Origin of the sequence: Nocardia sp. MH4 (genome assembly GCF_019266065.1) — a bacterium.
Lineage (GTDB): Bacteria > Actinomycetota > Actinomycetes > Mycobacteriales > Mycobacteriaceae > Nocardia > Nocardia canadensis.
The window spans coordinates 15,478-40,174 of the sequence record NZ_LPNR01000128.1 but is presented as its reverse complement, the minus strand read 5'-3'; the positions used below and the strand labels follow the sequence as shown (position 1 = coordinate 40,174).

Annotated in this window: 22 protein-coding genes; 2 read left to right on the top strand and 20 right to left on the bottom strand. The window is 66.3% G+C overall.

Annotation, left to right across the window (positions count from 1 at the left end; genetic code table 11):
- Window positions 1-93 precede the first annotated feature (93 nt).
- From ATM97_RS30610 to ATM97_RS30545, 14 genes are all read right to left on the bottom strand, one after another.
- On the bottom strand, window positions 94-1,818 hold the full coding sequence (locus ATM97_RS30610) for a hypothetical protein (protein ID WP_218721741.1): 1,725 nt from the start codon (window positions 1,816-1,818) through the stop codon (window positions 94-96).
- Entirely contained in the window at window positions 1,815-3,287 is a 1,473-nt protein-coding gene (locus ATM97_RS30605; RefSeq protein WP_063816326.1) for an SCO6880 family protein, read from the bottom strand. Before ATM97_RS30605 ends, ATM97_RS30610 begins: the two co-directional genes overlap by 4 nt.
- Window positions 3,284-4,714 carry a hypothetical protein gene (locus ATM97_RS30600; protein WP_062990411.1) on the bottom strand — a complete coding sequence of 477 codons (1,431 nt, stop codon included), beginning with the start codon at window positions 4,712-4,714 and terminating at the stop codon, window positions 3,284-3,286. The genes ATM97_RS30605 and ATM97_RS30600 overlap by 4 nt, the downstream gene beginning before the upstream one ends.
- Entirely contained in the window at window positions 4,711-5,508 is a 798-nt protein-coding gene (locus ATM97_RS30595; RefSeq protein ID WP_062990413.1) for a hypothetical protein, read from the bottom strand. The genes ATM97_RS30600 and ATM97_RS30595 overlap by 4 nt, the downstream gene beginning before the upstream one ends.
- 12 nt (window positions 5,509-5,520) lie before the next feature.
- Window positions 5,521-6,165 carry a hypothetical protein gene (locus ATM97_RS30590; RefSeq protein ID WP_062990415.1) on the bottom strand — a complete coding sequence of 215 codons (645 nt, stop codon included), beginning with the start codon at window positions 6,163-6,165 and terminating at the stop codon, window positions 5,521-5,523.
- A 16-nt stretch (window positions 6,166-6,181) separates the two neighbouring features.
- The gene (locus tag ATM97_RS30585) at window positions 6,182-6,412 is read right to left on the bottom strand and encodes a hypothetical protein (protein WP_062990417.1); all 231 of its coding nucleotides are present in this window, start codon (window positions 6,410-6,412) and stop codon (window positions 6,182-6,184) included.
- Entirely contained in the window at window positions 6,409-7,275 is an 867-nt protein-coding gene (locus ATM97_RS30580) for an alpha/beta fold hydrolase (protein WP_062990420.1), read from the bottom strand. Before ATM97_RS30580 ends, ATM97_RS30585 begins: the two co-directional genes overlap by 4 nt.
- A gap of 1 nt (window position 7,276) precedes the next feature.
- Window positions 7,277-7,573 carry a hypothetical protein gene (locus tag ATM97_RS30575; protein ID WP_062990422.1) on the bottom strand — a complete coding sequence of 99 codons (297 nt, stop codon included), beginning with the start codon at window positions 7,571-7,573 and terminating at the stop codon, window positions 7,277-7,279.
- A gap of 2 nt (window positions 7,574-7,575) precedes the next feature.
- Window positions 7,576-7,989, bottom strand: coding sequence for a hypothetical protein (locus tag ATM97_RS30570; protein WP_157125495.1), 414 nt, complete (start codon window positions 7,987-7,989; stop codon window positions 7,576-7,578).
- Between the two features lie 236 nt (window positions 7,990-8,225).
- Window positions 8,226-8,906: a hypothetical protein gene (locus ATM97_RS30565; RefSeq protein ID WP_157125496.1), complete on the bottom strand. Its 681-nt coding sequence runs from the start codon at window positions 8,904-8,906 to the stop codon at window positions 8,226-8,228.
- A 116-nt stretch (window positions 8,907-9,022) separates the two neighbouring features.
- Entirely contained in the window at window positions 9,023-10,576 is a 1,554-nt protein-coding gene (locus ATM97_RS30560) for a cutinase family protein (protein ID WP_062990427.1), read from the bottom strand.
- Between the two features lie 77 nt (window positions 10,577-10,653).
- Complete coding sequence (locus ATM97_RS30555; protein WP_062990429.1) at window positions 10,654-11,775, bottom strand: lipase family protein; 1,122 nt, start codon at window positions 11,773-11,775, stop codon at window positions 10,654-10,656.
- Window positions 11,772-13,004, bottom strand: a complete 1,233-nt coding sequence (locus ATM97_RS30550; protein WP_245914560.1) for a cutinase family protein — start codon at window positions 13,002-13,004, stop codon at window positions 11,772-11,774. The genes ATM97_RS30555 and ATM97_RS30550 overlap by 4 nt, the downstream gene beginning before the upstream one ends.
- Window positions 13,001-13,600, bottom strand: a complete 600-nt coding sequence (locus tag ATM97_RS30545) for a hypothetical protein (RefSeq protein WP_157125497.1) — start codon at window positions 13,598-13,600, stop codon at window positions 13,001-13,003. Before ATM97_RS30545 ends, ATM97_RS30550 begins: the two co-directional genes overlap by 4 nt.
- A 1,013-nt stretch (window positions 13,601-14,613) precedes the next feature.
- Between ATM97_RS30545 and ATM97_RS30540 the strand changes: the two genes are divergently transcribed.
- Both ATM97_RS30540 and ATM97_RS30535 read left to right on the top strand, forming a co-directional pair.
- Window positions 14,614-15,366 (top strand): helix-turn-helix domain-containing protein, encoded by a 753-nt coding sequence (locus ATM97_RS30540; RefSeq protein ID WP_062990433.1) that lies wholly within the window; start codon window positions 14,614-14,616, stop codon window positions 15,364-15,366.
- An 822-nt stretch (window positions 15,367-16,188) separates the two neighbouring features.
- The gene (locus ATM97_RS30535) at window positions 16,189-17,430 is read left to right on the top strand and encodes a tyrosine-type recombinase/integrase (RefSeq protein WP_308248682.1); all 1,242 of its coding nucleotides are present in this window, start codon (window positions 16,189-16,191) and stop codon (window positions 17,428-17,430) included.
- A gap of 2,016 nt (window positions 17,431-19,446) precedes the next feature.
- Here the strand turns inward: ATM97_RS30535 and ATM97_RS30530 are convergent.
- From ATM97_RS30530 to ATM97_RS30505, 6 genes are read right to left on the bottom strand one after another with little or no spacing between them, the layout of a single operon-like run.
- The gene (locus tag ATM97_RS30530; RefSeq protein WP_245914555.1) at window positions 19,447-20,046 is read right to left on the bottom strand and encodes an ATP-binding protein; all 600 of its coding nucleotides are present in this window, start codon (window positions 20,044-20,046) and stop codon (window positions 19,447-19,449) included.
- On the bottom strand, window positions 20,039-20,764 hold the full coding sequence (locus tag ATM97_RS30525) for a class I SAM-dependent methyltransferase (protein WP_101465715.1): 726 nt from the start codon (window positions 20,762-20,764) through the stop codon (window positions 20,039-20,041). Before ATM97_RS30525 ends, ATM97_RS30530 begins: the two co-directional genes overlap by 8 nt.
- Window positions 20,765-20,767: 3 nt before the next feature.
- Window positions 20,768-21,697, bottom strand: a complete 930-nt coding sequence (locus tag ATM97_RS30520; RefSeq protein ID WP_062992658.1) for a glycosyltransferase family 2 protein — start codon at window positions 21,695-21,697, stop codon at window positions 20,768-20,770.
- Window positions 21,694-22,893, bottom strand: coding sequence for an arylsulfotransferase family protein (locus ATM97_RS30515; protein ID WP_101468438.1), 1,200 nt, complete (start codon window positions 22,891-22,893; stop codon window positions 21,694-21,696). The genes ATM97_RS30520 and ATM97_RS30515 overlap by 4 nt, the downstream gene beginning before the upstream one ends.
- Before the next feature lie 5 nt (window positions 22,894-22,898).
- Window positions 22,899-23,666, bottom strand: coding sequence for a creatininase family protein (locus ATM97_RS30510; protein ID WP_101465714.1), 768 nt, complete (start codon window positions 23,664-23,666; stop codon window positions 22,899-22,901).
- A 47-nt stretch (window positions 23,667-23,713) separates the two neighbouring features.
- The gene (locus ATM97_RS30505) at window positions 23,714-24,688 is read right to left on the bottom strand and encodes a hypothetical protein (protein ID WP_084504819.1); all 975 of its coding nucleotides are present in this window, start codon (window positions 24,686-24,688) and stop codon (window positions 23,714-23,716) included.
- Window positions 24,689-24,697: the final 9 nt, after the last annotated feature.

Sequence of the window (24,697 nt, the reverse complement as noted above, 5' to 3'; positions counted from 1 at the left end):
GCAGCACTCATCGCGGCACCACCGGGTGCGGGCGGGTCTCGCGGGTGTGAGAGCTCGGGTTGTGGTTTCGCTGACGACTGGGTTCGACGGTGCTCATCGCGGATTCACCGACCCACCGGAGGTTTGGCCGAGGTTGTCGAAGCGGCGGTTGGTGTTGTGGATATCGGAGTCGCGTTCGGTGGGGGTGAACACCATCCGGAACGGAATGCCGGGCTCTTCGGCTTCACCGGTCTTGAGCAGGTAACACCCTGTGCCCGGCGGGATCTCGCGCCGCGAGGTATCGAGGTCGTCGTCGCTGGGTGGGCGCGGCGCCGCCCAGGAGGTGACCAACAATTTCTCGGTGTCGGTCATCCCGGCGACCGCGGCGATGCGGTTGGCTTCTTCTGGACCGACGGGGCCAATGATCTTGGCCCTCGAGCGTTCGAAGAATCCGAGCGCTTTCGCTTGTGCGGCAGGGGAATCGAACGCGGCGAGGTCTTTGATGGTGTGGGAACACATGATCAGCCCGGTGGCCAAGGGCCGGTTGAGTCGGGTCAGCGCGTCGACGCGGTCGACCATGAATTCACCGACACCCAGCACGCGCCAGATCTCGTCCATCACGACTTCGAACGTCCGCGCCGGAGCAAGGCCGGCGTCAGCGAGAGCGTGGGCGGCTGCGACCGCGCCGAAGCCATCGGACCAGCACGTCATCAGCACAGCCGCCAGCAGTTTGGTGTCGCCCTCGGGGATATGGGAGATATCAACGCAGATCGCCGGGCTGGCAAGGTCGATCCGGGTAGTGGTCGCCCCGTTGAAGATCGCCCCGAACGGTCCTTCGACCAGGGCACGCATCGACCGACGCAAAGTTTTCGTCGCGGCGCGGTAGGAGATGGCGTCGTCTTCTTCGGCGAACGCGCGCAGCCGCTCACCTCCGGCGGAGATCACCGCGAGCAGGTTCTCCAGCAGTGGCGGGTTCTGGTGGGTGAAACCACCTGCCGGGCTGTAGAGTTCGCGCAGACCGGCCGCGAGTAGGACTTCCTCGTAGTCTTCGACCCGGGCGCCGCGCACGAGTTCGATCAGCCCGGCGACGATGTTGATCTGGCCCGCTTCGACCCGCGCCACGACCTGGCGGCGTTGGTCGGCATCGGGGAGCTGGTCGATGGTGGCGCCCAGGGCGCCGACATCGAGGGGGTTGATGGTTCCGTGGCCGTAGCCGATGTCGACGACCTGACCGCCGAGGCGTTCGACCAGGTCGCGGTATTCGCCTTTGGTGTCGCCCATGCACAGCACGGTCTCCCCCGCCGCGACCGCACCCGTGACGATGCGTCGGATCAGTGAGGACTTGCCGAATCCGTTGAGCGCCAACACGAACGCGATCGGTGCGGTGATGAACCCCCGCAGGAACCACGACATCGGGTCGAAATGCACCGGGGCGCCGGTGATGTAGTGGCTGCCGACCGGCACCCCCGCAGTGGGTGCGCTCGCGCCAACGCAGAACGGCCACAACCCAGCGACCTGGACGGTCGTCGCACGCCACTCCGGTGTGCGCGGCACCACCGACGCGCGGCCACCGCCTGCACCGGTGTAACCACGGTCAGTGAACGCCGGGGCGTTCAGGTCGAACCCGTCCCCGGCGGTGCCGTCGCGGCGGCGCGCGGCAGTCGCTCGGCGATGGTCATCGCTCGAAAGCAGCATTCGTGCCCGCCAGCCCCGCAGTCCCCCGCTGGTCAAGGCCGTCATCTCGACTTCACCACGGCGGGCACGGCTTAGGATCCTGATACCCTCGACCAGCTCGGTTTTCGCGGACCTGGTTCGGGAACTCCCTGCGCGCGCGTTCATCCCGACACCCGCTTGGAGATAGAAGCGTGTTCGGGCAAGATCAACCCGATCCCGAGCGAGGCGGCGAACCCCGCGGCCTGGTAGCCGTAGCAGCGGCGCACCGTTAACCGCGACGCCGCCGCCATTCCTTTGACCGAGGCCTCGATTCCGGGCAGGTCGGCGTCGAGGTGATCGGTCACCGTCACCAACACCCCGAACCGGGTCAACCCCGCCCCGCGCGCTTGCTCCTCCCGCGCGGCCGAGGTGTTACCGACCCGAATCCGCGCCGCCGCCGACGAGATCCCCCGTTCGGTTTGCTCGGCGGCGACCGCGTCGCGGAAGTCCGAGTCCACCAACGACGTCGCTTCAGCCGCCGAATGCAGGCGGTAGACGATCGCGACCCGTTTGCGAGGCATGTCCGGGCGCGGGCGCAGGAGCTCTTCGAGGACGGTTTCCATCACCGCCCCGCGGGGTGCACCGTCCATCTCCCAGGTGATCGAGCGGGCGCCGTCGTGGATGTAGTGATCCCACCGATCATGATGGGCGAGCGGGCCGACCGAATCCCACGACTGCGACTCCACGATCTGCGCCCCGGCCGCCTCGACATCGCGCTGCGAAGCGAGGTCGAATCGACTGCGCACCAAGCCGAGCACTTCCCACGCGTGCAGGGGTGTGGCGGGCAGGCCGGCACGGGCGAGCTGCGACAGCACCGATTGCAGTCGTTGCCCGATCTCGCGGGCCTGCTCGGCCTGGTCACGGCGAATACGGCCTTTGCCGATCGCCCGGTAGGTGATCGCGATACGAGCTTCGATCCGCACCCCGACCCCGCCGCTGTCAGCGGCGGCTTCCTTCATCACAGCCTTGGCGAAGTCAGGGGCGTTCGGGCGGATCAGGCGGGTGACTTCCTGGGTTTGCTTCAATCGGGTTTCGACGGTGTTGTCCAGCACCGCGGTCACCGCGACGACTTCTCCGCCACGGCTTTGCGCGGCCAGGAATTGGCCGAATCCATCGACCCAGGAATCGATTTGGGCTTGGTCGACGAGTTCCTTGCCGCGCGGGATCACCCGCACGATCACCGTGTAGTGATCGCTGCGCCGGATATGCAGCATCGCGAACCGCTTCCCACCTGGGGTCTCGTACTCGGTCAGGCGCGAATCAGCCATCAACCCAGGAAGTTTCGCCAAACCCGGAAGCCGGGAGAACCGCCCGGACCGGTAGGTCAGCTCGCCGCGAGAACGAGCGCGGGCGAACTGAACCCTCAGCAGCAACAGTTCCCAACCGGTACGCCCATTGCGCGTCACCGCCAGCGGGACGAACACCACCGCCGCACCGAGCAGGACAGCGCCTGCGAATTCCAGCGAGCGGGTGATCATGAACGACACCATCACCGTGATGATCAAGCCGAGCCCGAGAAGCGAAACCCCCCAAGTCAGACCGAAGAACCCGGCCGAACGCGGCTGCTCCCAGCGCCCATACATCCGTGTGCTCATCGCCGAACCTCCCCGGGACCGAGGGCATCGGGATCCATCTGTGGCGACGACTCCGGAATAGAGCTTTGAGCGGCCGAAGCAGTGCCTCGCAGCGCGCCGCCTGCGAGTTGGGCGCCTAACATCGCCCCACCCGCAGGACCCGCGCCCATCGCACCGGCAGCGGCCGCATTGCCCGAACCACCGGCACCCGCTGCAGAAGCCCCGCCAGCACGCGAACCACCCCCAACCGGACCTGCTGACATAGACCCGCCGCCACCCGGCGCGGAGCCTGTCCCGCTAGACGGCGTTCCCGAACTCGCTGCCATCGGCCGCGCCCCGCCAGCACCATTCGGCCCAGAAGGCGGTGAGCCTGTCCGGCTCGTTGATCCGGCCGATGGACCAGAGTTTTGAGCCTCGGACATCTTTCTGGCCTGCGATCCGCCGCTGCCGACCGCCGACATCGCGATACCCGCGCCAGCGCCGGCCAACGCTGATGCCGCTCCGCCTCCGCCGCCGAGCGTGGCCACTGCTGGTGCGATCAAGCGGATCAGCGCTGGTAGCACGATCACGCTCATCACCATCAAGATCACTCCCAGCAAGATCATCTGGGGATCTGGCTCGTCGCCACTGCCGGTGACGGTGAACGCGATCGCATAGACCAACGCTCCGACCGGCTTCCACAGCACGAACGCCAGCGACCACGCCACCAACCGCTTGTAGGCTTGCGAACCCGGCCCGGTCCCCGACGCCGCTGCCGCCATCGGAATCACCGCGACAACCACAACCAGCAGGGCCTGTCGAACGACCAGCATGACGAGCTGAACCAACATACTGATCAACCCGAGCACGCTGAGAACGAGCAGGATCCCGTGGCCGAGGTTGCCCGTGATCCGCGGATCGGCGATGCGACCGACGGCGGTATCGAGGTCACCGCGAGCGGCGTCGAAGACGACCCAGTCTGCGAATTCGTCGCCAGCCGTAGTCGCGACAGTGATCAACACACCGAAGGTCATCGCGCCGAACGTTGCTCGCGCCAACATCAGAAAGCTCTCCTGAGCTTCCCCCGCTGCGGCACCACGCTTGGCCAATGCCAGTCGCGCGGCCGCGAATATGATCCCGGCCGTCAACAGCACCACCTGTAGACCGCTGGTGTATTCGCGGATCTGGGCGAGTACCGGGGCGGGCTGGCCCTGGGAGGTCGTGAGTTCCGGCGACGGAAAGGTCGTCCACCATGCCATCACCAACCGCAGCGCCGTCACGAGGCTCTCTATGAGATCGTCTGCGATGCCACCGATCACCGAGTCGCTCGCCGCCTCAGCCACGCCCCCAGCCGCATCTGCGAGTTGGCACGCCTCCTTTATCCCGGGCACCGCGACACAGGCGATATCGGGCAGTTGGGCGTGGACACCATCTCCCGGTGCGACCGGTGCGGCGAGGATGCTGGTCACGACTGCCTCCAGCGACCGAATCCAGCCGTTGAGGCAGTGGGTGTGGCTGGGCGCCAAAGCGTTTCGATGTCGTCGGGCGTGCGGATTCGCCAATCCCCGTCGACCCAGACCATCGGCCAGGTCGCGATCGCGTACCCAGTCGTAGAACGGACCGCGAGCTGAACCACGGCTAAGTCTTCGCGGTAGTCGGGTTGGACCCGCACTCCTTCGGGGACAGTGACGTAGCGGGCCATATCCGGGGCGCTGGCCCGGGAACGGTCGAACTGGTCGATCAACGTGTCGCCGCCACCGTAAAAACGGTCGCGCACTACGTTTCGCCAGATCGGTTCCGGTGCGCCGTAGACCCTCCCGATCGCGTCCATCGCCGCCAGCGCCGCACCTTGTGGTGTGTGGGCGAATCCCGCCGCCACACCGGCGTCGATGCGGGCAGGGCCGTCGCTGCCTGAGACCGGCACGGCCGCGCCGTTCCAGATCCGCTGCCACTGCAGTCGAGCAGGTGCCGCGGTCAGGAAATCAGATCGCGTCGGTTCGATCCGATCCTCGGCAATTTGCGGCAACACCGCACCGGCTTCCTCAACCGGGACTTCGAGACGGTTGCCGAACATGTCGACTGTTGGCGGACGCGCTGATGAAGGTGTCGGCGGCGGCGTGGCGGTCGTCGTGGGCTGTCCGCCCTGCGCAGGGGGTCGGGCGGTGTCAGGCTGGTCGCCGCCAGTGACGGTCAGGACGAACACGGCGATCACCACGGCGGCGATGATGCTGAGCAAAATGAGCAGGGTTCGATTCGAACGCATCAGAACTAGTCCTCACGGTTTCGGCAGGGCGACCATGTCGTTGGGCACGGAATCCACTGCGGCGACAGGGCTTTCGGTCACCGTGTCGGGCAGTCGCAGTCGCCACCCGTCGGTGGCCCAGATGACGGTGGCGGTGTTGCGGGTGATCGAGCGGTCCGGATACGTGGAGTAGGTCTGAACCTGCGCTTCGGTGTCGGCGTAGGCCGTGACGAGGTAGCCGAGGATGCGAGGCACCATGTCAGTGGCGGGGGTAGTGATCGAGATCTGGGCGCGAGCTGTCGCCCATGTGTCGCGTCCTCGCCCGGGGGCGATCATGCGTTGCCCGACCGAGGCCCACTGACCGTCCGCTGCGACCGACACGCGCACGGTCGCGTGGATCGCTGCCAGTGCGGCACCGACCGGAGACCGGTCGAAGTCCGAGGCGATCGCACCATCGACTACGCGGGGGCCTTGCACTGCGACCGGCAGGTCGATGCCTCGGTAGGCCCGCCAACTCAACTCACGGGGAATCAGCTGCGTAACGTCCGTGGTGGCTGGCGTGCGCAGGTCTCCGCCCGCGTCGATGTCCGCACAACTGGTGGCGGCGATTACCGCCACGGCAAGCACGATCCAGACGGCGATCGTCCGATGACCGCGTACCGAAAGTTTCTGTGGCATAGGGGTGTCCTGCGTTTCAGGTAGGGAGGATGGCGATGGCCAGGGCACTGGCCGAGCCGAGAAGTGCGGCGGCAGCGAGGGATCCGATGAAGCCTTCGATCGCTTCTTCGCGGTAGATCCGGAGGGCGAGTTGGCCGCCGACGAAGGTCGCGCGAGCCACACACAGCAGCAGCACGAACCAAGCCAGCCAGTTCACCAGCTGTGTCAGCGGCGCCAGCACCTGCGCGGGCAGCGGTTCGGCAATCACCAGCCACCCCCGAACCTGTCGGCGTCGTGAGCCGCGCGGATCGCGGAGGACACCGCGGCGGCGGGCAGCCAGGGAAAGGTGCGGGCAAGGTCATGGCCTCCGGCGCGCAAGCTGCTCATTTCGGCCCACACCGTCTCGGCGAGTTCCTTGACGCGCTCGTAGTCCGCCACCGGGTCCGCTCGTCCAGCCACGATCCAGGTCGGTGTTGCGCGCAACAGATCCTCGACCACTGCCAGATCGGCACCGCATCGCCTATACGCACGCAGTGTTCGGCGGGCGGACTCGATCTCGGCCTCGGTGTGAAGGCCCCGCTCACCCAATGCCGTGGAAAGGTCGTGGATGAGACGGGCACCTGCTTGGCGGGCCACCCCGGTCGGGTGCGCGGTCAGTACCCCATCGTGATCGGGTAGTTCGGTGACCGGTCCGATCGCGACGATCGCAGCGACGCGGCGGGTCTGGTCGCGTCGATGATGGTAAAGCCATTCCTGCGCCACGATCGCTGCCAGCGAATGCACCACCAACACGACGCGACCTCCCGCGTGGGAAATCACCGTGTTCAGGTCCTCGACCAGTTGAGCCATCCCCGCCCGGCCCGACGCCAGCGGAAGGTCGTTGCCGTGACCGCGCTGGTCGTAGACCAATTGCGCGGTGTCTGCGCTGAAATGTCTGTCGACCACAGTGATCATGGGCGAGAAATGCGCTGCGCTGGCCAGCGGTCCGGGCAGATAGACGACAGTCAGGGTGGCGTCCGGTTTCCCGAAGCGGGTCGCCGGCAGCGCTGTGCCGTCGGCCGCGGTGATAGTCACGGTGCGCGGATCTGGTGCGCTGCTGGGGGATTCGTGGCTGAACTGAGGTGCCTGCATGTCAGGAACCTCCGGTGACGGCGGCGTTCATGATGGCGCCAGCAGAGGTGGCGATGATCCCGCCGACCATGGCCGCGAACACGATCTTGGGTGATTCGACCGCGCCGCCGTGCCAGCGCTCCCACCCGAACTTGCCACCGGCATAGATCAGGGCTGCGACCCCGGCCAAGATGACCAGCCACGACAAGTACCCCACGAGGTTGGTCAGTTTGTCTCCGCCCGGCGGGATGGTCGGGTTGACCTTGATCTCTTGGGCCAGCACAGACACGCTGTCACCCACCACGGATAGAACGGACATGGTTATCTCTCCGAATCCTGTTGTTCGATAAGCTTTTTCGTGGCGCGCGCGAGAGCGTCGATGAGCTCGCTGCCGACGTGATGAACATCGAGGGGCACCGCTTGAGTCAGGCGGGCGCGCCGTTGCGGGACTGGGTCGAACGGGCTGAACTCGGCGAGCTCGGCCAGTTCGCGTTCGATGAGCTCGTCATGCCAGCCGATGTCCCACACCTGTTCGGCCAGGTCCTCGACCACGGCGCGATAACGGCGTACCGGCGCCGGTACTCGCCCAGGCCGGGCAGCACTGAGCACGACACCGACGACCTCGACACCGCCAGGAGCGGTACCGACATGCCATTCGCGTAGTCGATCTGCACACGCGACCAACCCCGGCAGACACAGCCGCGCCGCCACGACGACCCGCTGCGTCGTCTGCACCGACCCAGGCCAGGACTGCCCACAGTCCGCCGCTGGCGCCCACCACCGAGCGAGCGTCGAGGTGCCGGCTCCGCCGTGAGCGCCGACGATCGCGACCACCGGTGGATGCGCTCGGGTCGTCGGCAGGGGCTCGGTGCGGATACTGGCGACGCGATCTGGAGGGCTCACAGTGGCCGGGTCCAGACGGCGGCTGCCGATCCCAGCGAGGGGGTGCGCGCGCAAGGTCAAGGCATGCATCAGCTGCCTCGCTTCTGAATGTTGGTGATGACCAACCCGGCGGGGCCGACGGCGGATACGTTGATCACCTGCAGGTAGTCGAAGCGGCGGCCATCCGGATGCAGCTCCACCAGATGGACCTCGGCGGTGTTCTCCGCGATCGAGGTGACGCCGACACAGTGGGTGGTGCCGATCGGCAGCGCGGTGATAGCGGCGGCCAGCGGTTCGTGTGCGAGCCCGGCCTGCGGACTCGTCAACCGCAGGACTTGTTCAGCACTGCGGGTCACGTAGTAGGCGTGTTCGAACGCCGCGATCACGCCCGCGACAGTCGCGGTGTCACCGGCACCGGCCGTCACGATCTGAGCGGTCACCCCTGCACAGGCCCGCTCTGTGGCAACCACGACGGAGGTGGTGCCCGTCTGCGGGGCCGAGGTTGTCGAGGAGGCGTCGGCACGGTCCTCGCTCCCGCCCGACATGCTCACCGCGAGGGCCGCAGCCGATCCGGCGACAACGCTCAAGAAGGCGGCACTGATCCCGACAATCCGGAAGCGGTGCGCCCGCCCCCGGTACTGCCCGTGCTGTCCCGCTTGGCTGTCGATGTGCTGGTCGACCCGCTGGGGTTCGTCTGAATGTGGTTCTGGGCTGTCGGGGCTGTGTAGCCAGGCGGCACCATGGTTGCGGCTCAGGTCGTCGGTGGGCATGTTGTTCACCTCCTCGATCAGCTGGGTTGTGGTCGGGCCCTTCGGAGCACGCCGCTGGAAGAGCCACTGATCCGGCGGGGGAAAGCCCAGTAACTCTGGTCGTGCTCCGAAGGGGTCTAGGGGTGCGCCACCGGCGGGCTGGTGGCGACCGATTCCGAATTGGTCTGTTTGGCAGAGGTTTTCGCTGCGGTGGGCGAGGGTGCCGGGTGTGGATGAGTCGAAGACGTCACGCCGCTCGAGGGCGTCGGTTGCTTCGTCGATGACGTCGCCTGGGCGGCCAGGTCGTGGGCGATCGCGGTGAACCACGAAGTGGTCGCGGCCAGCGGGGTATCGCCGCTGGCAGTCACCGAGACGGTGCTGTAGCTGCTGCGTCGCCCGGTGGCGTTGCTGTATTGGGCAGTCGCCGAGGTCGTGTACAGGTCTTGGGGGTCGGTGATCGTGGACGTGATCGCCTCGAACGCGTCGTTGACCCATGTACTGATCGACTGGGGCGGCACCAGATCCACCACCGCCTCAGCGACCTTCGTGCCGAGCACCGCGACGGCGGCGGCGGGGTTGGACAGACCGACAGCGGCGAGTTCAGCGATGGTCGTGGCGGTGAAAACCTTCTGCGCCACCGACACCACGGCGTTGAAGCCGATCGTGCCGACCTTGAACAGCGCTGACAGAGCATCGGACTCGGTGGTTGCGGTGGCAGCCGGTGAGGACGCCGCCGCGACGCGCTGGCCCAGAGTTTGGTTCGGTGTGTAGGAGAGCTGGTCCAAGCTGGTGCCGGTGATGTCGTCGTTGACGACGCCGACCGCGGTGGTGAAGGCGGTGGAGGCCAGGGCTTGGGCGACGGTGGCGATCGCGGCGACCGGGTCCTTGCCCTCTGTTTGTCCGGCGATGTTGCTGACCGCGGTCAGCAACGGGCTCGCGGACTGGACATCGCAGGTGGCATCACCGGCCACGCACAGATCGGCTACCCGGCCGACCAGCGAGCCGTAGCTGGTCGGTGTAGCGCTGGCGGCGATCCCTGCCCCGGACAATCCGATGTTGGTCAGCTTGATCTTCGACACCGCGGTTCCGTCCGTGCCGGATGCAGCGGAAGGGGCTTCCCTGTTGTCGGTGCCCGGCAGGGCGCCGGTCGCTGCTCGTCGTGAAGGGTTGGCCAGCAACGCGATCCCTGCGATCTTCTCTGCGGGCACTCGTGATCGACCCGCCCCGGATTTTTCGGCGAAAACTGCTGCCGCAGCAGCGCCTTGGGCATAGCCGGCGACCGCGATCTGTGTCGATGGGCACCGGTCGATCACCTCACTGGCGCGTTGTTCGATCTGATCGGCCGCTGCGGTCACCGCTGCGGGGTAGTTCGCCGTGTTCACCTCGGCGCCGAAGACGATGTAGGACCGCGCGATCGCCGCGCCGACTGTGGTGGCCATCCGCCCGAAGGCCTGGCCCAGCACCCCGGTATCGCCGGTGTCGACGGTGGTGGCGGCGCCTTCCTCACCGTTCTGCACGCCCAGCACGTACAAGGCAGGACAGGCCGAGGTTGCAGGTTCGCCCGATGTCGTCGACGGGCGAGGTGGGCTGGTGGTGGGCTCGGCCAGGGCTGGTGCCGCGCCGATGACCGTCACTGTCAGCCATGCGGCCGCGATCGCGCAGGCTCTGCGCTGAGTGGTGTTGTGGTTCATCGGATTCGGCTTCCTTTCGGTGTCGAGCGAGTGGGCTCGGCCTGCCCGCGCCGGAGGGGGTGGCGCGGGCAGGCGCGTCAGTTGGTCGGGTTGGGGCCTTGATGGCGTGGTGGTCTGGCGAATCCCGCCCGGAAGGTGGTCAGGACGTCAGGGACTCCGAGGTCAGCTGCGCCGAGGTGGGTGACGTCGAATTCCGACCAGGACACCGCGACGTCGCGGGAGCTGTACTCGGCGAACAGTTCGCGTCCGGACTCGATCGGCACCAGCCCGTCGAGCAGCCCGTGGTACAGGTGGATCGGCACCAAGGGTGTAAAGGTGCCCAGGGTTTCGTGGGTGAGGACGTAGTTCCAGACCGGGTCGTTCCAGGGGTCGGGGCGCTCACACCATGTAGCGAGGGGATGCAGAAACTCCACCAGCAACGTCGCCAGGTCGAGCTCGGAAGCCGCGCGGACCGCGCGCACGCCGAGGTCGGTGAGTAGGTGATCGACCGGAAGGTGCGCGTAAGCCCGGCCCAGTCCGACCATGCCGGCGAATGCCAGGCCCGACCATGGTCCGCCGTCGAGGCTGTTTATCAGCGCACCGGGATCGCGGATTACCGCACCGGCCGCGACTGCGCGAAGATCGAGCTCGGGAGCGTAGGCGGGCTGAAACTCTGCGGCTGCGGCGGCAACCCGGCCTCCGTCGGCGTAGCCCCAGACCGCTACCGGACCCTCGATAGTGCCGTCGGCAGGCTGGGACCCGACAGCGCGAGCCAGGTCCAGCACCGCATGTGCGCCCGCCTGCTTTGCCAGGAAATGGTGGGGTCCGGCGCCGTGGATGCCCAGGCCGATCCCGTCGGGCACCGCGACCGTCCATCCCTGCACGAGCGCGGCGGCGATGCTGCTCGTGTCGGGTTCGTTGCCCTCGACCAGCAGCTGAGAGGGAGCGCACCGACCACCGAGGCCGTGAAAGGTTGGGCAGTACACCACCAAGGGGGGTTTGATCACCGCACCACCGGTCGGCGGTGCCGGCTCGAGCACGATGCCTGAGGCGGGGACCGGGATGCCAGAACTGGTTTTGGTTGTGTAGATCACCTGCCATGCCCGCCGCAGACCGGCGATGTGCGGCACGATGACCTCGCGGGTGCGCAGGATCTTGCCTGGGGTGCCGGGCCCGATCGTGGTGTTCGCGCGGAACTCGTCCGCCCCGGTGCTGGTCATGAGCGCGATCCCGCGATGTCGTGGGCGAGGGCGATCATCCAGGCGATGCCCGAGTTCAACTGGCCGGTCAAGGCATAGCCGTTGTGGCGCCCGACCGTGTCGGCGAACCGCAACCACGTCGCGGGGTTGACCAGCTCGGCGTTCTCGGCCGCGAGCTGGCCCCACGCGCCACCGAGCTGGGCGAGCAACCTCGGCAACAGCACCAGCGGATTCGCCATGACCGTCGCGCTGATCTCATTCCATCGCGCAGCTGCCGCACCCGGATCCGTGACGGATGTGCGGGGGTCACCGGCATCGACCAGCCGCTGCCCCAGATCAACTTGCGGCGCATAGTCGACCCCTCCCGCGCCCACCTGAAAGTCGTTAAGAATCACGGTGTTCCATGCCTCACCGAGCGCCTCCGAGAGCGACGCACCCAGAGTGGACAAAGCTGCGAGGGGGTTGGTCAGGTCCGCTTGGGCGAAGACCTGCGCCCCCAACCGCAGGACCGCGGCCTGACCTGGAGCGGAGCAGGCGAGGTCGCCGTCGCTACAAATATCGGCGACCCGCCCGACCAGTGCTCCGTATCCCTGGTCGGTGGTGGCGATGCCCGCACCCCCCGCGGGGGCCGCGAGGACCTGCACGGTCGAAACCGCAGCTCCCGACGTGCCGGGTGCGGGGTCGGGCACGATCTGGCCCGGCCTCCCAGGAAAGACCGGTTCGAGCTCGCCGCGATCGGGGTTGGCATACAACGCGATCCCCGCGACGCGCTCCGCCGCAACGGGCCCGTTTCCGGCGCCGACATCACGTGCGAAGCTCGCCATCGCTTGGGCGCCCTGGCTGTAGCCGATCCCGGCGAGCATCGTGTCCGGGCACACCTGCGCGACGTGGCGTGCAGCGGAGTCGAGATTGGCCCGCGCGCCCGACACCGAGGACACATACGGGTCAGAGCCGCCACCGGGGACGATGCCGCCGAATCCGGCGTCGTAGCCGATATAGGCCCGCTGTACGAGGGCTGGCACCGCATTGGCGACGGGCCCGATCAGCGATCCGACGACACCGGTGTCAGCGAGCGGATCCGCGGTCGGCGACGACTGGCCGGTGCCCTGGACACCGAGGATGAACAAGGCCGGGCACCCATTGATCGGCACCGCGACCGCAGGGGCCGCAGGTGAGGAGGCGGTGAGTACCGCCGCCCCCACCATCGCGGCGACGACAGCGGCGACATGACCTGCGGCGCTCGTGGTCATTGACCGACTCCGACGCCCGCGCCGAACCCGGCACCGATCGTCCCGCCGACCGCCGCGCCGACAGCACCGGCGGGTACGCCGAGGATCGCCGCACCTGCCGCGGCTCCGGCCGCAGCACCGAGGGCGGTACCCGCGACTCCGCTGGTGGCTTGTCCGATGATGGGGACAGGGATCACGATTCCTAGTGCGGCACCGGCGATCCCGCCGACGGTGCCGCCGATCAGCCCGCCCACCGTCGCGCCGACCGCCGCCGCGGGTGCGCCGAGCACGGTCGCACCAGCCGCACCGCCCAGTCCCGCGCCTCCCAGCACCGCGCCGCTGACGCGATCGGAGCGCCCCGCCGGGATACCGACGGAGTCAAGGGCGGTTGCAATCTGCGCTTCGGCGCCTGCTGCGGTGTTGTTGATGGTGTCGCGCACTTCCACCGGAACCCAGTCGGGGCTCGGTGTCTGCCACTCCCCTATCCGGATCGTGTTCTCCGGCGGGGTAATCGGCGCGACCGGCTCCACCGGAACGGGCAGGTGGAGTTCTTCGATCCGCACCGGCTCCACCGGCTCGTCCACCTCGGGGGCAGGGCGGGTCGGTGCGGTGCGCACTTGCTGGGGTTGTTCGTAGTACACCACCGGCGCCGGTTCGGGCTCAGGTTCAGGTTCAGGTTCGGGAGCTGGTGGCGGCGTGGGCGTTTCGGTACCGGGTTGGGTTGGGCTGGTGACGCCACCCTGGTCTGCGACAGTGGATAGTGGTCCGTTGGCGCTGGCCGCGGCGGCGTTCCCTACCGCTACAGCTACCGGAACCGCGGCCACCAACAGCAGGGTGCTGGCTCGACGAATACCGGGGATTCGATCTCGCCCGCGAGCGACTGTTGTGCGTGCGGTCGGAGTGTTTTTGGGCATGACCGGTCGACCCTTTCTAGTCGAAGGGTGAAGCAGAGGGTTTGTGCCGCAGCGGGATTTGATGGCGCGCGGCGTGAATTCAAATCGGTGTCTGCCTGGCACCGCCGGCCGGTGTTCGACCTGGCGCGGCGGTGTCGTACAGCGAGAACGTCAGAGGAAGGTCAGCGCCAGGTAGAGGACCTGGTTGGCCAGGGCAGCCCCGTTGGCCAGCAGCGACAGCCCGGCGTTGATGTAGCTCGCGATCACGATCGGATCCACAGGATTTCCTTTCTTGGAGGGAATTTCTTTCGCTTTCCATTCAAGCCATGAAACCGACTGGGCCGCTAGGTCGTTAACTGATCCAGTTTGGATATATCTAAAATGATCAGTTAAGAGGAACCAACGCTGGCGGCGCATCTACAGGACCGAAACGGGTTCATTAACACCGTGTTTACTTGCCTGCCCGAAAGCGTCCCGGCGACATTGAAACTTCTACTGACGCCGCATATTTGGCGAACGCCGCCGTCCGCAATCACGAAGCAGTCGGCAAACTTGCCGCATGAAAACCCTTCTGGTAGACAGGGACCCATCACCAACAGGCAAACCGCACCTCAAACATCTCAGCCTGTGACTTACACCACTAGCTCCCGGGGGGGGAGATTATGAAAAAGGACGATATTTCTCGGCGTTCGGATCGGACGCGGCGACGGCGTCGACGCGATCCGACCCGACCCGATGTGTCCATTCCAGACCTCGGCACGACGTGCCGGTGGATCCGCGAAGATCTGGGCCTTACTCGTGACGAGGCGGCAGATGTGGTCGGGTTCAGCGCGGTCCACCTCGGGCGCATCGAACGCGGCGAGCGCGAGCCGTCGCTGAGTACCCTCGAAGGGGTCATTCTCGGCTACCGATCTGACCAGGCGATGGCCGCGCACCTGCATGATCTCGCCCTCCCCGATATCCCGCTGGCCCCGACCCACTACCTTCGCACCTACGTCCAAGCCGAGACCGCGTTGGCAGTCAACCTCGAACGCTTCCAGGCCCGAGGAGTCTTGGCCGCCTATATCGACCCGATGTGGAATGTGTTGTCGCGCAACGACTTGTTCGCCGATGCACTGACCGGCATCGATGACGTTGGATCGGCACCGGTGTGGATGTTCAGCGAGCACGCCGAGACCGTCCTCGTCGATCCCGACGGCGAACGGTCCTGGGCGGTCGCGATGATGAAATCCGCGCTCGGCAGGCACCGGACTTCGGTGCAGGCAAAAGAACTCGTAGCCGCGCTGGCCCCGAGCAGTGAAGCTCAACGACTGTGGGCAGCGAGCGTGAACGTCTCCCGCGGCCGCGACTCCCGGTGCCTGTTGCACGCACACGGCACCAACCACAGCGGAATCTCCTACCAGTTGTCGCTCACCGACAGCATCGTCGCCAAGCACATCCGGCTGATCACCGCCACGCCAGAGTCCTACTCCGGACCCGAACTCGACTGATCACCAACAACTCCCGGCCGGCGCAGCGATGACAGACCTGTCGCGCCGGTCGGGTCTTTGTGAGCCTTCACAGGTCGGCCTCGCCCAACAATCAACGGCTAATGTTCAGCAATTTCGAGGTGTCGGCAAGAACTTGGTGGCGAACTCCGCGAAAGTCGTGTTTCCTTGTAGTTGGAAGAGCCATTGATCGGGCAGAAATGATGCCCGATGAAATTTCACTCGACACCCGTCCCGCCCTGTGGGCGCGACCATTCTCCGGCGGCGTCATCGCACGCCACCATCGCCGATCGCCGGTGGCCTCGCAATGCCCGAAGTCAGTCTGACCCTTGCTATGACTCGACCTCGGCCGGGCCATATTCACACCATTTCTCACGCCACCTTCGTCGCCGACCTCGCGCGAAGGCAGGACCGCTTCTTGGCGATTTCCGCCCGCCTCTAGTGCGCGGCGCCCGACAGAGCGCATACGGAAATCCGTGCCGACCACGACCGGAGGCACGCCGGTGAGCGATGAACCCCCAACCCCACATCCTCCGCCGCTTCGCCGGTGGGTCAACACCCGATCCGCAGCCGCCCACATCGGCATCCATCCCGAAGTGCTGCGCCGGTGGTCCCGCCAACCAGGCAAGCACACCTGGCTACCCAAACCCATCCGAGTCGGAAAGGAATTCCGTTGGGACATCGACGCACTCGAAACCGCCCTGGCGGACCTGAACGACCGACCACAGGAGGACAACGATGAGGCGCGGTAGACCGCCACGGCCTCTTGGCGTCCCCGGCAAGCCCATGCTCACCGAGATTTCTCCCGGTCGCTGGAGTGCACGGGTGTACGTCCGCGACACTTCAGGCAGACGACGCGAGGTCACCCGCGTGTCTCCCCTCAAACTCAGCGCTCAGGGCCGCGCGGTCCCGGACCGCACCGGACAACGCGCACTCGAAGCCGTACTGCGCGCCGCGGTCGACATCCGTGCTGAACTCGACGAGGCACTGTCCGATTCGATGACCGTCCGAGAGCTGTGGGAGCACTATCGCGAACACCTCATCTCGCTGGGCAGAACCGAGGGCACGCTCCTTCGCTACAAGGAGGTCGCCGACATGTTCGACACCGCGTTCGGTGGGCGGCGACTGTTCGAAGTCTCCACCTCGGTCGTGGAGGCCTTCCTCACCAAGGTCGGCCACGCCAAAGGGCCCTCGACCATGAGGATGGGCCGCATCGTGCTCTCCGGAATGTTCGGGTTCGCCGTCCGCCGGACACCGATGCAGACCAACCCGGTCCGCGAGACCAAGTTGGCCCGAAACATCGCGCCCAAAGGCCGCACCGGCGGCGCGGGTGGCCTGACCATCGACCAACTCCGCTTCATCCTCAGCGCCGTGCGAACCTCTCAGGTCCCGTGCCCACGCAAACTCTCGAAAGCCGAGCGTCAGCGTGGCACACCGGTCAAGGCATACACCCCGCCCACTGTCGCCGAATACTGCGAAGGCGCTGACCTCGTCGACATCATCACCGTCTACGCCGCCACCGGACTACGTCGATCCCAGATGTTGGGGATGCTGTGGTCCGATATCGATCTGGAGGCGCAAACGCTGTGCCTCACAGGCAAGGTCGTCCGAGTTCCGGGCAAAGGGCTTGTCCGCGATACGAGAGAGGAAGACCCGAAAAACCGCCCCGGCACCACGGCACTGCCCGAGTTCGCCGTGGAAGTACTCAGGCTGCGCAAGGCCGCCCTGGCGGAACGACGCCTCACATCACCTCCACGACCAGGAACCGACGACCTGGATCTGGTGTTCCCGTCCGCGGTGTGGACCTTGCGCGACCCACAGAACGTTGGACACGCATGGCAGCGCGTTCGCGAGGCACTCGGCATTGCCGAGGACATCACCGCGCACAGCTTCCGTCACGCCATGGCCACCATCCTCGATGACGCCGGCTTGTCGGCCCGCATCACCGCCGACGTCCTGCGCCAGGCCGATGTGTCCACGGCCCAGAAGTACTACTTGGAGCGAGGTCGTCCGCACAAGGTGGCCGCCGATATCGTCGATAACGCGCTGACCGGCCAGCCGGACTGATGCCCTTCCGGTATCGGGATCGCATATCGGTGGCCAACTTCACCGCACCGTAGGCGGCTAGTTGGCAGTGCGTACCCTCGGCTGCAAACGGATTCGTGCGCGCTGTAGGGAGACGCAACGCCTATCGTCGCAGCTGCGTATCTGTATGGGTCGATGATGCGGGTGGACCGAATACGACATATCGGGAGGTAGTGGTGACGGGATCAGTACCGGACGAGCAGGCACGGCAGCGCGCGCGATGGGGTCAGCAGCAAGGACTTCGGTCCGACGCACAACTACCAACGACCGACCCCACGGAGCTGTTCTGGGTACCCATGCGGTTCGCCTGCGGGCACGCACTCGATGTCGGAGTAGACAGCATGGGTCATCCGGCGAATTTCCAGGAGAAACTGGCTCGATTCCTGGATTCGTCGTCTGCGTTCCCATGCACTCGGTGCGGTAGCACGACAGGTGCGGCTTCCGAGAACCCGGTCACCGCCGATCCGACCTATCTGGTGGCGCACGATTTGTGGTACCGCGCGTGCGCCAACGATCGCCAAATCGACGCGACGCGCAACGCGGCAAGCGCTCGTCTGCACCGAAGTGACCCGACACGCACGGATCGTTAGCGGGCGCCCAAGCACTTCCGAAGGGATGTACAACGGACAGACGTCGTAGTCGGTGACTCGGTCTGTGGTGGCCTGGACCATGCCCTGTTTGAGCTCATCTCGGATGATCGCCAGTACACCCATTTCCGTGGCCAGGGTGTGAGCGAGGGTGGACTTGCCCGATCCCGGGGCCCGCTGACGACGAGCACTGGAAAATGCGGGGAGTTCGCCACGACGGATTTAGCACGTCAGGCATCGTCGTCGATCCCACCATCGCTGGTGGCCGGTTTGGCTAGTCGGTAGGCGATGAAACCAGGCTGGCGGGTGAGGGTTTCATATTCGGCGGGGTGGGTTCGGGCCATCTCGGCGGCGGGCTGGTGCTCGGTGATCGCGTCGATCCCATTAATCCATCGCGGACGCAGTCCGGCGCATCCCGACCCTTCGCACTGACGGGCCATTGTGTCTCAGCTCGGTGGCCGTTCTTCGCAATAGCCGATCTCGCGGGCCACTAATTCGTCTTCGGTCGCCGTGTTCGCTGGTACTGGTGGGTCTCGAACTGGTCGAATCGCACAGGCGGGCCTCCAGACGCGGATTTAGCATCGGCGGCGGGCAAACACCTTGAATGCGCCGCCCGCTCCGACGTCCGCCAGCGAACAAGCTCACGCCGTCCGCGCATAGTGATACCCACGCGACGTCGGTAGAGATGATGCCCCTGTACCCACACCATGTCTCTATTCAGCAACCCTCCGAAGGCGATGCCGAACGGACAACTGCCGCCCGCATACGTCCGTTCGCGTAACTCGTAGTCCCACATGGAACCTACCGTTCCGAGGATCTCGAGCATCTTCCGCGCATGGGGCTGGCGACGAAGATAGCTAACCAAGCTGTCGGCCATCACCGTCCTCCCCTGATGATCCGCAAGGTCTGTCGGGCCGCGTCGCGCCTAGCAGGATCGGGGTGAAGTGTAGCGACTGCCACTGCAAGTGCCCAAGGAGCTTTCAGCACGACGATGGCCGCGAAAGCACTGTGAGCGAAGTCCATCAGGGTCATACCTCGCAGGTTTCACGATGGACTGATCCGGTACAAGCCGCAAGCCTCGTTCCCTTCGAACCTTGAGATAGTCGCAGTTCAGACAGGATTTAGCGCCTGAATATATGAATCGAATCACATATTGAGTCAACGACGCGTCTTCGGCATCCCGCGCGGTGAGATTCGTCATTTGGATGTCAGTTGGCGACCTGGGGGTTCGTCACTCGTGTCAGTAGCGTTCGTCACGGAACGTTAGTAAACCGCAGGTCAAGGACCGGTTCTGCGCGCGTGCGCGCGTGCGCGGAATCCTTCGGGAACCCCGTGGAGATGTCAGTAGCGACGCGTCACTACTGACAATTCGGCGCGTGGCCAGATCTCTGGTGCCGGAGCAGCGCCGCGATCAGGCCTTGCCCTGGGCCGGTTGGGTGGCGAATTGGGTGATCGCTTTGAGACCGGGCTGGTACCCGTCGGTGGTGTCGACCGCCAGTTCCGCGACGTCCATATTCACCGGCACGAACGCGCCGACGGGTTGGCCACCAGCGGCGATCGCCGCGAGGAGACCCTGGTCGTTGTGCGCTTGCCGGTGAGGATCACTCCCCACGCGGTGGGCGATACGTTCGTGCAGGACCGATTGCGGCGCGGTGCAGTGAATGACGCGGATCTCGGCGAATTCAGCCAGCGCGGTCAGGCCCGGACGCCACAACTTGTCCTGGAACGCAGCCTCGGCCACTACGCTGACCCCGGCGCGCGCCAGCAGGGTCAAGACGCCGAAGAAGGCGTGCAGTACGGGGATATTCAGGTCGTCGTAGTCGGTGACTCGGTCTGTGGCGGCCTGGACCATGCCCTGTTTGATCTCATCGCGGACGATCGCGGGGACACCGATTTCGGCGGCGAGGGCGTGAGCGAGGGTGGATTTGCCCGATCCCGGGGGCCCGCTGACGACGACGAGCACTGGAGAATGCGGGGAATTGGCCATGACGAATTTTGGCACGTCAGGCATCGCCGTCGGTTCCGCTGGTCGGTTTGGCGAGCCGGTAGGCGATGAAACCAGGCTGGCGGGTGAGGGTTTCGAACTCGGCGGGGTGGGTTCGAGCCATCTCGGCGGCGGGCTGGTGCTCGGTGATCGCGTCGATGGTGAAACCGGCCGCGGTGAACTCCGCGCACCATGCCTGCAACGGTTGATGCCAGAAGCGGTGCGTGATGCCGCACGACCACCGTTGTTGCACCCATCCGGTGTCGAAGTAGCTGCCCTCGGCGGTGAGCCAGTCCGCGGTCGGGTGGCTGGTGGACACGATCAGGTACCCGCCGGGACGCAAGACGCGGTGCAGCTCGCGCAGCAGCGCGATCCGGTCGTCGATGTAGTGGATGACCAGGGCGAGTAGGACGATGTCGACAGTGTTGTTGGACAGCCAATACAGGGGATCGGTGAGGTCGTGCTGGCGCAGGGTGATCTGCCCGGCGACGTGTCGGCGGGCGAGGTCGATCATGTTCGCGGAGGCATCGACGGCGATGACGTGGGCGCCGCGAGCGAGCAGGTCGGTGACGTAGAGGCCGGGGCCGCACCCGGCGTCGAGGACGACGCGGTCGGTGAGCTCGCCCAACAGGTCCAAGACCGCGGGGCGGTCGTAGTGCGCGTTGTAGGGGCTGTGGGCTGCCTCCTGGGCGAACGCGGCGGCGTGCTGGTCATAGGACGTGGTGACAGTGTCATCGGTGCGCATCGGCTACCTGACCCTTGCTGGTTGACGGTGGGCTGAGTGGTGTTCGGGCAGAAGCGAATCCAGCACGGCGTGATCGGCACGATGACCGGTGACGAAGCGGTGGTGCAGCGTGCGCACCGCTGACTCGTAAATATGGGCCGGGGCCGGTCGGCCGTCTTCGATGAGTCGGTCCAGGCGTGCGTCGAACTCGGTGAACCAGGCACGGTAGTCGACAATCTGCGGGTCGGTGCTCGGCCACGTGCGAAACATGTTGCGGCGGGCGAGGGTGAACGGCGTCGGGCTCGACAGGTAGGCCGCCGAGACCGCACCGCCGCACTGGGGCACCTGGTGATAGACGCTGGTGGTTTCGCCGAGGTAGGCGAACCGGTAGCCGAGGCTGGTGTGCAAGGCCAGCCACAGGTCCCAGTCCTCGCAGTGGGTCATCGACTCGGTGAACTGGGCGGCGGTGTCGGTGAAGTTGCGGCACACGAGCGAGCCTGTGTGAATGAAATTGGCGCACAGCAGGAATCGGCTGTCGAACTCGTAGTCCTTGCGTGGCAGCCAGCGGACGTTGCGGGGAATGGATTCGATCCATCGGGAGCTGACGAGCGCGCCGCCATAGACCACGTCAGCGGTGCCGCGGTCGAGCACCGTGTGGGCGGCGCGCAGGTGTCGGGGGAACACGATGTCGTCATCGTCAAGGAAGGCGACGTATTCGCCGTTCGCTGCGGCCATCGCGGTGTTGCGGGCGGCCGAGACGCCGCAGTGGTCTGTCTCGATCAAGCGGATCGGCAGCGCCGTGCGCCAGCTGTCGGTGACCGGGCGCACGGGTGACGTGCCTCCGTCGTCGACGACGATGACTTCGAAGTCGGTCAATTCCTGGCGTGCGAGGCTGCGCAGAGCACGGTTCAAGGGACCGGGCCGGTTGAGGGTGGGGATGATGACGCTGATCATGGTGTCCTCGCGAGGTCGAGCAGTTCGCAGCGCACCAGATCGCGGGCCGATCGGGTGGCAGGGCCATCGGTCGGGCCGAGCACCGACGCGGCGGTCGTGGGCGCGACGGCCGCCATTCGGTAGAACTGGGCGCGTTCACCGGCGGCGGTCAGAGTCCGCACTGCCCACGCGGTGTAACCGTCGCGGGCCACTTCGAGCGCCTGACCTGCTTGGGCGTCGCTGATCAGGATGCTGCCGCCCGCGAGCGGTTCGGCGCCGCCGGCCACGGCACAGAACAGGTTCCGTGCCGGGTCGGCGAGGTGCTGCCAGCTGATCGCATGCCGTATTGGATCAACCTCGACGACGCGGGAGAACCCGCGGCGTTGGCCGTTGTCGAACACCAGTAGGTGCCCGTCTGCCAGCATCGTCGGCTGGTGTTGGCCCGACAGCTCGCCGGGACCCCACCACCACCGCACCCGGTTGCCGGACAGGTCCACGACCACGATGGTGTCGAGCTCGCGCATCGAGACCAGCACATCGCCCACGCTCCACAACCCGGCCGGATGCGCCCGCAATACCTCGATGGTGTTGGCGTGCAGAAGATCTGCCGGAGAACCCGGTACGTCACGCAGCAGCCGGGATGCGTCACGCCCCGGTTGGACCGAACCGGCGCAGGCGAGGTCGTGATAGATCGCTCGGGCCGCGTGGTGGTGCGGGGATCGGCGACGGCGGTCGATATGGCTGGCGATCACCACCGACAGATTGGCGTCGCTCATCAGCAGGTCGAACAGCGAGTGGGTCGCGGTGGTCGCGCCGGTGACGTCGTCGAGGACGGTGATCGAGTTGTCGAGCAGGACGAACGGATCGCCGGGCCCGCCGAGGAGACGGGGTTGCTCGGTGAGGACAAAGACCTGACCGGTGTGGGTGATGTCGAGGTCGTGGTGGACGGGTAGCTCGGCCCGCCAGATCAGCGAGGAATCCGGCGCCAGCTTCAACAGCGAGTGCAACGGCACCGTGGCATATAAGGCGCCGTCGGCGCCGAGTTCGACGTGGTTCCATCCACGCAGGTACCCCGGTGGCGCGGTCGAGGGGTCGGGTTGGTCGAGATCGCTGCTCCACGCGTGGACGATCTCGGCGTCGCGGTTGATCAGGCACGCCACCGGGTTCGGATAGGTCGCCGACGGGGAGAACAGGAAGTGTGTGTCGGGTGCGAGCATCGTGATCACGCTCCCGCCGTATCGATGCCGAATTCGAGCCGCACCGCGGCCGCCATCTCGAGCGCGACCTGGTCGGCGACCCGGACGCCGATCTCGGCGCTGGCAGTGTGGGCGGTGTAGACGATGCCCGACGGTGTCGCGGCGTCGGCGGGCAGCGGGAACACGTCGTAGCTGAACCGACGCGCTCCTAGCCCCGTCGAGTCGGTATCGATGAGTTCGGGGCGGGTCGTGTCGGGTGCGACGTGCATGACCAGGCTGGATTCGACCATTCCCGCGTGGTGGTCATCGCCGCGGGCGACCCCTGTTTCCGTGGCGAGGGCGTTGCGGAATCCTTCACCGACGACGTCCCACCATTGCACGATCATGACCTGGGTGCCGGGGTGTGCGGCGGTCACGATGCGGGCCGTTTCGCACAGGAAGCTGAGGTTGTCGATGGCGGAGTTGACGATGACGAGTTGTCGCACACCGTGTTCGGCCAGCGCGGACGCGATCTCGGTGACGAGCAAGGTGAACGTCGAGCCGCTGACGGCGATGACACCGGGGAAGGTTCCGCCGAGGCGTTGAGACGGGGTGGCGACGCCGTAGCCGATCGACGGGACGATCAGTGCGTCGATGTCGGCGGCCAAGCGGCGGGCGAAGTAGTCGCTGATCATCGTGTCCGCGCCCAGCGGCAGGTGCGGACCGTGGGGTTCGACTGCCCCGATCGGCAGGATCGCGCGACCCTGATGTGCGCGGTCATCGAAGTCGGGCCAGGTCATCTCGGCGAGCAGCATCGGTGAATCTCCTTGTGTAAGAGCGAATAACGGGTGATCGGTGGGTGCTAGGCGTCGGTCCAGCCGAGGCTGGGCACGACCGACGGACGGAGGTGCTCGGCCAGGCGCAGGTTGAGGAAGTCCTCTTTGTTAGCGCACCCGGTGGCGGCTTCGCATGGGGCCCAGGTGTTCTCGCGCAGGTGTAGCTCGAAGTCGGGGTCGAGGACGTTGCCGTAGCGGTGCTTGCCTAGGGTGGCGTAGCGCGAGCACCGGTAGACATCGCCGTGGATGTCGAGGAACACGTAGTCCGAGCCCGCCCGGCACGCCCGGTGCTGGGGCGAGGTCAGCCCGGTCAGGGCGACACGGGTGAGTTCGGTGTCGCCGCCACAGGCAGCGACCACGTCAAGGACGTTGCTGCCGTCGCGCAGCACCGGCACCGCGGCTGTGGCATCGGCGCTGGTGGAGTTGTTCGAGGGCACCGACGGGTCGTAGCCGAGGTCGAGGTTGAACCGGAGCCCGGCCGCTTCGGCGGCGGCTTTGACGCGGCCGATGGTGGTGGTGTCGTGGTTGGCGAATAGCAGGGCGTTCACGACGACGAAGCAGCCGTAGGTGTCTTGGGCAAACGCGGCGGCGGCGATGAACTTCTCCAACGGCATTTGCCCGCTGTGCCAGGTCAACCAGAGTGAGAGCTTGCCGAGGTTGGCGTGGGGTTCCAGTTTCGGCAGACGGCGTTCGATCAGTGAGGCGTTGGACAGCAGTTCGACGAACCGCACGCCGGGTTGGTGGGTGAGCCAGGCGGCGCGGTCGAGGAATGCCGGGGAGGCGAAGGGTTCGCCGAGGGTGCCGAGGCGGACATCGACCGGAAAGGGGCGGGTACCGATCCAGTCGACGACGGCGGCGAAGTTGTTGCGGTCTTGTGGAGCCCGCCAGTCCTCACGGCTGCTCTTGGCCCAGTCGCCGGTCGACACGCAATAGGTGCAGCCGAAGTTGCACAGTCGTTGTGCGGCGACGTACCAGATCCGCACCGGTCGTTGGGAATTCATCGCGTGCCC